This window comes from Candidatus Methylarchaceae archaeon HK02M2 (assembly GCA_024256165.1).
GTDB lineage: Archaea > Thermoproteota > Nitrososphaeria > Nitrososphaerales > JACAEJ01 > HK02M2.
Genome location: JAKLZG010000030.1, coordinates 1 through 9,107, shown reverse-complemented (window position 1 = coordinate 9,107; position 9,107 = coordinate 1). Strand labels below are relative to the sequence as shown.

Sequence of the window (9,107 nt, the reverse complement as noted above, 5' to 3'; positions counted from 1 at the left end):
GTTTATTTGTATCAACATTTACGCTATTTTCGGTACTTCCTCCATAAATTTTCTTGCGGTCTAAGAGTATTCCTACTTGGGTTTTATCCTTGAATTTTACAGTTATATCTGTATCACCATATACAGAAACTTCCTCGACTTCATCCTGCTCCTCAAGCCATTTCTTTAAGTCGGTGGATTGTTTTTTAACGTCGTAACCTCCCTTTTTTAAAGTGCTAATTTTTGCATAAGCATCTTTAATGACACGGTCCTTTCTACTAGCTTCAATTTTAATTTCATTCATCTCATATTCCACTTAATTTAAAAGACGCGATAAAGTTAAAAAGACTTTCTAACTGATGGACACACTATTAATATTTTACATGTAAAGTATCGGTATGGTAAAATATCTATCTCTTCTTTATATGTAATTGATAGAAGTATTTAATAATAGTTAATATATTTATAAAAATCTTCAAAAAATCTTAAATTGGTAATTGAAATAAATGTATTTATGCTTTATCTTTAAAATCTCCTATCTTTGATTCATTCTCTCTATCAGGAAGTGAGTTGATCCATTCTGCCAACGCCAGAGTAGATTCCACTAACCCTTATCCTTCTATCACTAATCTTTCCTGTTGCAGGAGTCCCATTTCTCTTCATTTTCCTGACGCTATAGCCGTTGATCTTTACTCCTAACTTTTCAGTATAAAAGGGACCGTTCCCTTCAGAAAATTCTTTATCTTCCTTTTCATCTAGTTTTTAGCAAGGACTTGAGATCTTTAGCATCAGTCGTAGATAAGCTGATCTCATATTCATCAATCTTTATGGTTGCCTTATCTAAAGGTATGGCTTCCAGATTATAGTATTTATCTTTGTAGAGAACCTTTTTACAAAATGGTTATTCTATCAATAGCTGGAAGTTTTTTATGAGATAGCCTTCTTTTTGGCATACAAAATTACATGATGATCATTCCTCGGAATATCCAATCAGATAACCACCAAAGCCAAGTGCCCAGATTAGAGTAGGGTATGCAATCATGCGTTCCATCCCCCCCTTATCTAAACCGAGAAAAGTACCGGAACCATAGAGGGCTATCGCTATTAGTGAAATCGCTCCTAATAGAACAGAAAAGTAAGTGAAAGGTAGTTTCTGTAATTTGTATGACATGATAGCAGATAGTCCCCCGAATCCGAAAGCAATAAGGGCAAAGATGGGGTGTATTATTCTGACAGTCTCGGGGAACAATCCCACCCCCATGGCACCGAGGCCCGTTAGGGTAAAAAGGAAAGAAAGAAGTCTAGAACCGAATGAACGATGAATGAAGTATGCAGTAGCTACAATAAAAACGCCAAGCAAGAACACGGATGAATTGAAGATGAGAGAGGTAGGTCCAACGCCCAGGTCACTTATGAAATTTTTTGAGACATTGTAACCTGGGTACAATATTTCTGCTATGATCAATCCAAAAAGAAACTGAACACTACCAACAAATAGAAGCGCCCCAGCCACCGTTCTATTGTCGTACTTCATAATGTAAGTTAACTGTTTCGATTTTATTAACTTATCGTGAGTTGGAACTAGAATTCTTTCTGTCCAGCATCTAAGATCACTCACCTCTCCAACCCCATAGTCCCATGAGAACTAGGGGCAAGCCGACGTAGAGGTGGCTGAAGTATTCGTCCGCCCAATCTAAGCCGAGCTTCGAGTAATCGAAGGATATAGCGTGATGGAATAAAGAGTCGATGATTAGGAATAAGCCGATTATGATTAATACCAATGATAGGTATTTGGCCTTAGCTATGCTTCTTGACATGTGTTTAGACCCCCGACGAGCGTTGTTACCTTTCCTTTTATCATTATAGATTCTCTTTACCACAAAGCCGAAGGGAAAGCCTGAAACCACTTTGGAGAGGGGAAGCAAGTTCACCTTCAAGAGGGAGCTCATGAAAGCGCCGTACACCAGGGAGGCTACGAACTGCAGGGAGAGCATGAACGCAAGAACGGCGAACGTCATAAAGACCACTGCCACACAGGATGCCTTTGGGAGCCTGGCCATTTTGAAGGTGTAGGGCATATAGGTGTGCCATATTCTGTCGAACTGGAACTCGCCCTCTATGTGGAAGACGATCTCGACATAGAGTTGTTTTTCTATGAAATTCTTCTAAATTCTTCGATTTACAATGCAGTCCTAAAACTTTTTTTATCCCTCTTACAAATTATTTGAGCTACATTCCTTCCACTAGTTAAAGCCATAGGTAACCCACCGTCACCAACCCATTGACCACACATGTAAAAATTCATAAGACCTTCTATTTCCTTTTTGATTGTTTTCGTAATAAAGACTTCTGGATCTTGCCATCCTATCGTACTGCCTTTCCAGTTGTTCGTATATCTTGCATATGTTGCAGGAGTTGCAATATCGCAAACTTCAACATTTGATTCTATATTGCCGAAACGCTTTTCCAGAAACAGGATGACATCTTTGGCAATATGTTCCTTTTTTTCATTATACTTATTTTTATCAGTCTTTCTCAGGTTTATCCAATATTCAGGATTTTTACAATCGAGCATCAAGGTTAAAACAGTCTTTCCAGGTTCTGCAGCCGAAGGGTCAAAATTATGTATCGTGACTGCAATTTCATTCATTTGTGTTTTATCATCTATGATCAATGGCTCTTCGAGAGGGAAAAACAACCAAGGTTTGTAAGATTCATCTTCAAAGGTCCTAGATACGCCAATGGAAACATAGACTGTTGAAGTCTGGGGCTCAAACTTTTCGTTATAATATAGATCCAATATATTTTTATCTTTATATTTTTCTTCTAGCATCTCAAAAATCGTATAGTGCCCATCTGCTGCGGATACAACGATATCTGTATTATGTTTCTCACCGTTCTCTAATTCTATTCCGCATGCCACGTTATCCTTTACGATAATCTTTGTAACTTTTGAACGATAATGAATCTTGCCACCATTATTCAAGTACTTTTTCTCCATCAAATCAACAATCTTCAACGATCCGCCCACAGGATAACCCGCACCATTTTTGTGAAACCATACAAAAGTCATAAGTACAATCATCACCGGAATTTTGGGGTGAAATGCAATTGTAAAAATCTTCTTGAGTAACGGATTCCTAAATTTATGGGCATAATCTTCATTATTCAAACTAATCCATTTTTTGAGACTTCTCATCTTTGGTAATATCTTAAAGATCATCTTAATCTTATCAAAGAAGTTCATCACTTCTGGGGCTTTTTCTATCGGCGGTTCAAAATGAATGAAGGTTTTAACTCCATTAATGAATTCATCAATAGCTTTTGCATCTTCAGGAGCGATTTCTTTCATTTCTTTCTCTAATCTGTCAACATTTGCGAATGCTCTAAAACGTTTACCGTCTTCATCTTCAAGCGAACAATATTCCTCATAATCTACGATCTTCAACTCTTTCATATCGATTAGTTCATTCCAAAATTTATAGTAATTAACAGAAGGACTAGAACCCACCAACCAATGAACGCAACCGTCGATAGTGTAACCCTTTCTTCTCCATCCCGTACATAAACCACCCGGTTTAGTGTGAAGCTCGAAGATTTCGGTATCATACCCATTCATCTGCAAATAATTGGCAGCAGATAGACCGGCTATTCCTGCGCCAATGATTATTACCTTCTTCTTTTCCAGATTTTCTCACCGTTTGTTATGATTATCCGTTTTAAAGCATTATATTTCTATAGTGCACGCCTTAACCTTTTGGGCGAATAATTACCATTGATAAATTTTTTGCGTAGGTTTCTAGTTGATCGCGTTTGGGTTTTGAGGGGAGTCCTTCTATTTGAAATATCATACCCATTACTTTGGGGTGTCTTCTTATGCGGAGTTCTAAAAAGTCTGCAATGCGTGAGGTGTCGCTGATGGGCTCAGCCATCCCCTCGAACTGCTTGGATCCTACACGTACTTCAACGTAGGGGTTATTGATTACGTTGCGGAACCAGTCTGATTTTGAACCCCGCATCGAGCCAACGTAGTAGAGGCCTTCTATTTCCTCGTACTGGAGAGGTGTGACACGTGGGAGGCCTGTTTTTCGGCCTTTTGTCTTTAGCAGGAGTACCATCTTACCTATGAGAGGTCCAAAACCGATAGAATACAGTAGTTTAATGAATCGGTTGGGTGTTGGGAAGTTGAATTTTTCGGGCATTTCTGTTTAATTAGGATGGCCTCCATATGATAGCCAATATGCCTCCAGCCAATCCTAAAGCAGCACCCAAGATTAAACCGCCCATGCCGAAAAGGCTTAGAGCCGAAAAGATTACTATGACGATTCCCCATGCTAGATGCTCTTTAGGTCTGGCGTAAAGCATACTCGAACCTAACAAGATAAGGATTCCAGAAGATAGTCCTATTATGGAGAAGACCATGAATGATGCATCTGTAAAGCCAATCCCATGCATCGTATCCTCCCAACTATGCATCCAGTCATCCATCATCCCGAAGGGCATGTGCCCCCAGTGTTCTATTCCACCCGACATCCATATCCACCCCATCGTTCCTCCAATTAAGATCAAGATTCCTGCTGTAAGGGATAACGCAAAGGGCAACATGGGCTTCTCTTTTGTACTCAATTCAAATTACAATAATCTATTAGATGTACAAGTATTTATGATTAGCATATTCTTTAGTCAAATTAATATTGAGAGTTGAGTCGGATGAGCGAGTGGATGTTATCATAAAGGTCGAATTTGATAAGAAGAGATACCTTAAGGATGCTACAACTTCTTGGAAGACCTATCCGGTGTGATGCGCATAGGAAGCCTTGAAATTTCTATCGTGGGTAAAGAGAATATAATCTGGAACTATATCCACCTTAAATTGGACCTTCTATTCAATTTTTTATTATAAAACGCCAATCATCAATCCATACAATAGACCAAACATTATGCTAAAGGCCAAGGCGATGGCTGCGTAACTTAAAACGACCTTCCACTTCACTATCCTTGAGGTTGCTATCATGTTCGGTATATCATATGGTTGCCCCATCAACCATGATAGTAATGCTGCTTGGGACATTCCTAAGTCCAACAAACCCTTTCCAAGTACGATCTCTACAAGAGTCGGGGTATAGAGTGGGCCGCCGATGACAGAGGCCAAAAGCACCCCACCTACACCTGTCAAATAGCTTGAGACGACTTCTTCTGGCACAAAGGCTGATACATAACTTACAGCTATAAGTCCAAAAAAGAAGAAAGGTAGTATCTTCTTTCCTAGATACCATCCAAACTTCAAGGCAGACCATAGCCTCTCGTCTAGTGGAGGCTTAACGATCTCGATGGAAGTATTTTGTGCCACATCAACTTTGTGTTCATTTTCTACCTTCTTTCCCCAGGCTGTTTTTGATATCAACAAACCAGCTACTATCGCAACAACAAGAGAAGCAATTATTCTCACTACGGCTATCTCCCAAGAAATTATCTCTCCAGTCAGTATGATGGTTAGGATGTTTGCGGCTGGAGCCATAAGAAGGAAAGATATAGCTGGTCCAATTCCAGCTCCAGCGTAGAGTACGCCAGCAAAAAGGGGGACCATGGTGCATGAGCAGACGGTTAAAAAAGGGGCTATACCCGCAGCAATCGTGTAACCAGTAACTTTGTTGCTACTCATATATCTTGTTATAATATCCTTCGGGGTAAATTCATAGACCAAGCCAGCAGCAACAAAGGCGAAGAGAAGGCAGATCCATCCGTGGCTCAGATAGTCCCATATGTATGCTAGAGGTATCCTCCATAATTCCATACCTTGGAAATCGACAGGCTTTAAAGTGGGAGCAAGCGAGTAGGCCATGATCCTTGAATAGATGAGAAGCCCTAGGACAATAGTGATGAAGGATAAAAGAAAAATTGTACGAAGTATTCTGAATCTCTCGTTCATCTATCACATCTCTTTACTTGGTGGCTTCCTTAAGAATATTCAAAACTTCATTTACGCTTGGCACACTGCCCATGAGCTTTACTTTACCATTGACTGCGAATGCCGGAGAGACAAGTATGCCATACTTTGAGACAACGTCTTTCGAAATTATGTTTAACTTTGTGATCTTGACTTCTGTTCCACTCTCTTTAAGTTTTTTAGCCGCAGCCTCAACAGCCTTCTTCAATGAAGTACATCTTGCACATGGTGGGTCAACACCTATAACTTCTATATTGAGTTCAGACAAGACAACACCTCCATTATCTAATTATCATAATACATTATTTAAATCTACTTATAACGATATATAGTTTATCGTTAAATTTATATATATAAATCTCTTATTTAAATTTAGATAAAAATAATGAATGAGAATCAACAAATTTCGAGCTATCGTGTAAATATATTTCGTGCTCTTTCAGACCCAATAAGACTGAAGATCATAGAGTTTCTCAAAGACAGTGAAAGATGTGTGTGTGAGATTCAACCCGTATTTAGAAAGTCTCAATCAACGATCTCAAAACACTTGGATATTCTCTATCAATCAGGTATCCTTGATAGACGCTTTGAGGGAAAGAGCACTTTCTATCGAATCAGAGATCCAAAGATATTCCATCTTTTAGAGGAAGTTGACAATCTTATCTTAGACCGCATCTCTGCTATGATAAAAGTTGCAAAGGCGCTAGAGTCTTCTCGGAGGGATTGAAATATGACTACTTTGTTAGGAAAGGTTGTAATGGGGGCGGAGTATTAACTGTCAGATAATGAGCTAGATGAAGTGGCTAAGGCCATATTTTTAGGTGACGGTAACGTAGCCTTAGATGCCACTCAAAGAGCTCTCGATGATGGGATCAGCATCCAAGATATTGTAATAAAAGCAGTTCTTAAGGCATGGGTGGATTTCAGTGAGTGGCACAAACGAGACCCCAACGGTGCACTAAAGAGATGGTTTGATTGCTACACTACCACCAATAGGGTCCTCAAAGTCCTTGATTCAAAGATAGCGCCAATACCAAATCCCCCCTTTGCTACATTATTGATAACGATCAGAGGCGAAGGTCATGTTCTAATAAAGGATACAATCGCTACCTTGCTAAAGGCAGAGGGATTAAAAGTCTATAATTTACCGAAGGGAGTACTCATAGATGATATATCGAAGTATCTAACGGATCCGTCCCTTAAATTTGTCATTATATCTTGCACTCAGAAAGAGACTAAAGAAGCAATCAACGATCTCATCGAAATGATAAAAAGAACCAGATCTGATTTAAAGATAGTAGCAGGAGGACCAATCGCCGAAGGTATAAGCGCAGATATTGTTATCTCCAATCCTTCAGAACTATTTAAGACCCTAAATTTAAGATAAAAAATTTAAAGGTCCAGCTAAACCTGTAATTTAACCCTTCCATCTCTTCGAGGGTCTTGTACTCCTACATTCTCATATATTGATCAAGGTTCGAATCTATTGTAAAGTTAACTGGATTTACTTTTAATTATTTTTTATTTACTCAGCTGCACCTATTTCACAGTAATACATTTTAGAAAGCCGATATTCACTTGAGATTGGACATTGGCCACAGATACAACCCTGCCTCTCAAGATCGCAATCAGATTTAACACGTGCACAAAATAGACCTTGCTTCCGTTCCTTCATACAATCATTATGAGTCGGACAATTCGTACAGATGCATTTCATTAAATTTTCTTTATTATCTGGAACTTTCATTGTTTATTTTACACCTTGAATCAATAGGTTTCAATTTTTTATATTTTTTTCGGTTTGACTCGATAGATGTTTCCGCTAGGGACTTTGGTCAACCCATCACGCTCACCATGCAAGTCGGTAAAGTAAAGACCGTCAGGACCGAAAACCATACCACAAGGACTCGCTGGTCCTTGACCGACATAGATAACGAAGTCGTCATATGATTTTATACCGGATTTATCCTCATTTATTTTGAGTTTTACAATCCTTTTTCCCTTAATGGCCTTTCCCTTAAAATAAGAAAAACCAAATAAAGCCACAAATAGATCGTCATCATACTCTTGCGGAAATTGCCCATCCTGCATAAAAGCAATCGCTGTTGGAGCTTGGGTAAAGCTCCACCAAAACATTGAATTCTTTTTCATTGTTTGTGGCCATCCATAATTCTGACCAGGTTCTATCATAGCAATTCTGTCATCGCATGCAGGCCCATTATCAGAAATGTAAAGAGATCGATCTTTCTTGCGCCAAGCAGCCCCGAAAGGATTTCTGAAACCTTTAGCATATACCAGACTATTTGGATTTGGATTATCTTCGGGAACCGAACCATCCAAATTCATACGCAATATCTTTCCTCTTGGATCATTATCATCTTGAGCTACTTCAGGATCGACCATCCCATCACCTAAGTTGACGTATAGCTTTGAGTCGAATCCGATTGTTACGGCTTGTATCTGGTGAGCAGCCTTTGTGGAAGGTATGTCATCAATGATCGTCTTCATGGAAGACATCTTCAATCCATCCTTGCTTGTAGTCCTCACAACTTTCGATTTCACTTTTCCATTATCCATATAAATCATAGACAGAAAGAGATTTCCAGTTTCGGGTTCAACGCATATACCTATAACGCCAGACTCTCCAGTTCCCGGAAATCGGTGATCGGGTTCATAATTCAGCAACCCCTCTATGTAAGTATGGATCTTCCAGTTATTGGTTATTACCTTTACCTGACCGTAAAGCTCAATCACATATAATAGCGGCGCATCAGGGTCATCAGTTGGCTTAGGAACAAAAGCCAAATTTACCGGCAAATCTAAACCTGTAGCCATACACTCTATTTCGAATCCGGGAAATACCCACCATTCTTCGATCTTATTCATACAAAAATAACATTGTTATTCTGTATCTATATTTAACTATTGTAGATATCTTTCTTTCTATAGCTTGACTGTCTCCTCCAATAAGCTCACAGCCTTGTTAGGGGACTAATCGCAGCTACAAATGATTGGCGATCCTTTTGTTATTATGTTCCATAGTTATTACTACATTTCCTTTTTTATGTCCTTTGTCGACATAACGGTGGGCTTCGACAATTTGTTCCCATGGATAGGTTCTATCTATGACCGGTTTTATCTTTCCCGCCTCAGCAAGCTCTTTGAGGAAAATTAGATCTTC

Annotated in this window: 13 protein-coding genes; 2 read left to right on the top strand and 11 right to left on the bottom strand. The window is 39.2% G+C overall.

The features are described 5' to 3' along the window. From L6N96_02725 to L6N96_02690, 8 genes are all read right to left on the bottom strand, one after another. On the bottom strand, positions 1–283 hold a 283-nt coding region (locus L6N96_02725), incomplete at its 3' end, for a hypothetical protein (protein ID MCP8323080.1). A gap of 666 nt (positions 284–949) precedes the next feature. Then, complete coding sequence (locus L6N96_02720; GenBank protein ID MCP8323079.1) at positions 950–1,597, bottom strand: DUF998 domain-containing protein; 648 nt, start codon at positions 1,595–1,597, stop codon at positions 950–952. Beyond that, complete coding sequence (locus L6N96_02715) at positions 1,590–1,997, bottom strand: hypothetical protein (protein ID MCP8323078.1); 408 nt, start codon at positions 1,995–1,997, stop codon at positions 1,590–1,592. Before L6N96_02715 ends, L6N96_02720 begins: the two co-directional genes overlap by 8 nt. Before the next feature lie 161 nt (positions 1,998–2,158). After that, complete coding sequence (locus L6N96_02710; GenBank protein ID MCP8323077.1) at positions 2,159–3,598, bottom strand: NAD(P)/FAD-dependent oxidoreductase; 1,440 nt, start codon at positions 3,596–3,598, stop codon at positions 2,159–2,161. 130 nt (positions 3,599–3,728) lie between these two features. After that, positions 3,729–4,181 carry a nitroreductase family deazaflavin-dependent oxidoreductase gene (locus tag L6N96_02705; protein MCP8323076.1) on the bottom strand — a complete coding sequence of 151 codons (453 nt, stop codon included), beginning with the start codon at positions 4,179–4,181 and terminating at the stop codon, positions 3,729–3,731. 10 nt (positions 4,182–4,191) lie between these two features. After that, a complete protein-coding gene (locus tag L6N96_02700; GenBank protein ID MCP8323075.1) occupies positions 4,192–4,605 on the bottom strand; it encodes a hypothetical protein in 414 nt (137 codons plus the stop codon). Between the two features lie 271 nt (positions 4,606–4,876). Beyond that, positions 4,877–5,908: a permease gene (locus L6N96_02695; protein MCP8323074.1), complete on the bottom strand. Its 1,032-nt coding sequence runs from the start codon at positions 5,906–5,908 to the stop codon at positions 4,877–4,879. Positions 5,909–5,921: 13 nt separating this feature from the next. Then, the gene (locus L6N96_02690; protein ID MCP8323073.1) at positions 5,922–6,194 is read right to left on the bottom strand and encodes a thioredoxin family protein; all 273 of its coding nucleotides are present in this window, start codon (positions 6,192–6,194) and stop codon (positions 5,922–5,924) included. A gap of 117 nt (positions 6,195–6,311) precedes the next feature. Here L6N96_02690 and L6N96_02685 point away from each other — a divergent pair, with 117 nt between their 5' ends. Beyond that, positions 6,312–6,653 carry a metalloregulator ArsR/SmtB family transcription factor gene (locus L6N96_02685; GenBank protein MCP8323072.1) on the top strand — a complete coding sequence of 114 codons (342 nt, stop codon included), beginning with the start codon at positions 6,312–6,314 and terminating at the stop codon, positions 6,651–6,653. Positions 6,654–6,725: 72 nt separating this feature from the next. Then, positions 6,726–7,313, top strand: a complete 588-nt coding sequence (locus L6N96_02680) for a cobalamin B12-binding domain-containing protein (GenBank protein MCP8323071.1) — start codon at positions 6,726–6,728, stop codon at positions 7,311–7,313. A gap of 138 nt (positions 7,314–7,451) precedes the next feature. On the opposite strand, the gene L6N96_02675 is transcribed toward L6N96_02680, so the two are convergent. From L6N96_02675 to L6N96_02665, 3 genes are all read right to left on the bottom strand, one after another. After that, positions 7,452–7,673 (bottom strand): DUF2769 domain-containing protein, encoded by a 222-nt coding sequence (locus L6N96_02675; GenBank protein MCP8323070.1) that lies wholly within the window; start codon positions 7,671–7,673, stop codon positions 7,452–7,454. Between the two features lie 38 nt (positions 7,674–7,711). Then, positions 7,712–8,812: a PQQ-dependent sugar dehydrogenase gene (locus L6N96_02670; GenBank protein ID MCP8323069.1), complete on the bottom strand. Its 1,101-nt coding sequence runs from the start codon at positions 8,810–8,812 to the stop codon at positions 7,712–7,714. Between the two features lie 115 nt (positions 8,813–8,927). Then, on the bottom strand, positions 8,928–9,107 hold a 180-nt coding region (locus L6N96_02665; GenBank protein MCP8323068.1), incomplete at its 5' end, for a zinc-binding dehydrogenase.

Excerpts from the sequence above, each read along its gene's own strand:
- L6N96_02715 (MCP8323078.1), bottom strand. The coding sequence starts at position 1,997 with ATGACGTTCGCCGTTCTTGCGTTCATGCTCTCCCTGCAGTTCGTAGCC.
- L6N96_02710 (MCP8323077.1), bottom strand. The coding sequence starts at position 3,598 with ATGAATGGGTATGATACCGAAATCTTCGAGCTTCACACTAAACCGGGT.
- L6N96_02705 (MCP8323076.1), bottom strand. The coding sequence starts at position 4,181 with ATGCCCGAAAAATTCAACTTCCCAACACCCAACCGATTCATTAAACTA.
- L6N96_02695 (MCP8323074.1), bottom strand. The coding sequence starts at position 5,908 with ATGAACGAGAGATTCAGAATACTTCGTACAATTTTTCTTTTATCCTTC.
- L6N96_02685 (MCP8323072.1), top strand. The coding sequence starts at position 6,312 with ATGAATGAGAATCAACAAATTTCGAGCTATCGTGTAAATATATTTCGT.
- L6N96_02675 (MCP8323070.1), bottom strand. The coding sequence starts at position 7,673 with ATGAAAGTTCCAGATAATAAAGAAAATTTAATGAAATGCATCTGTACG.
- L6N96_02670 (MCP8323069.1), bottom strand. The coding sequence starts at position 8,812 with ATGAATAAGATCGAAGAATGGTGGGTATTTCCCGGATTCGAAATAGAG.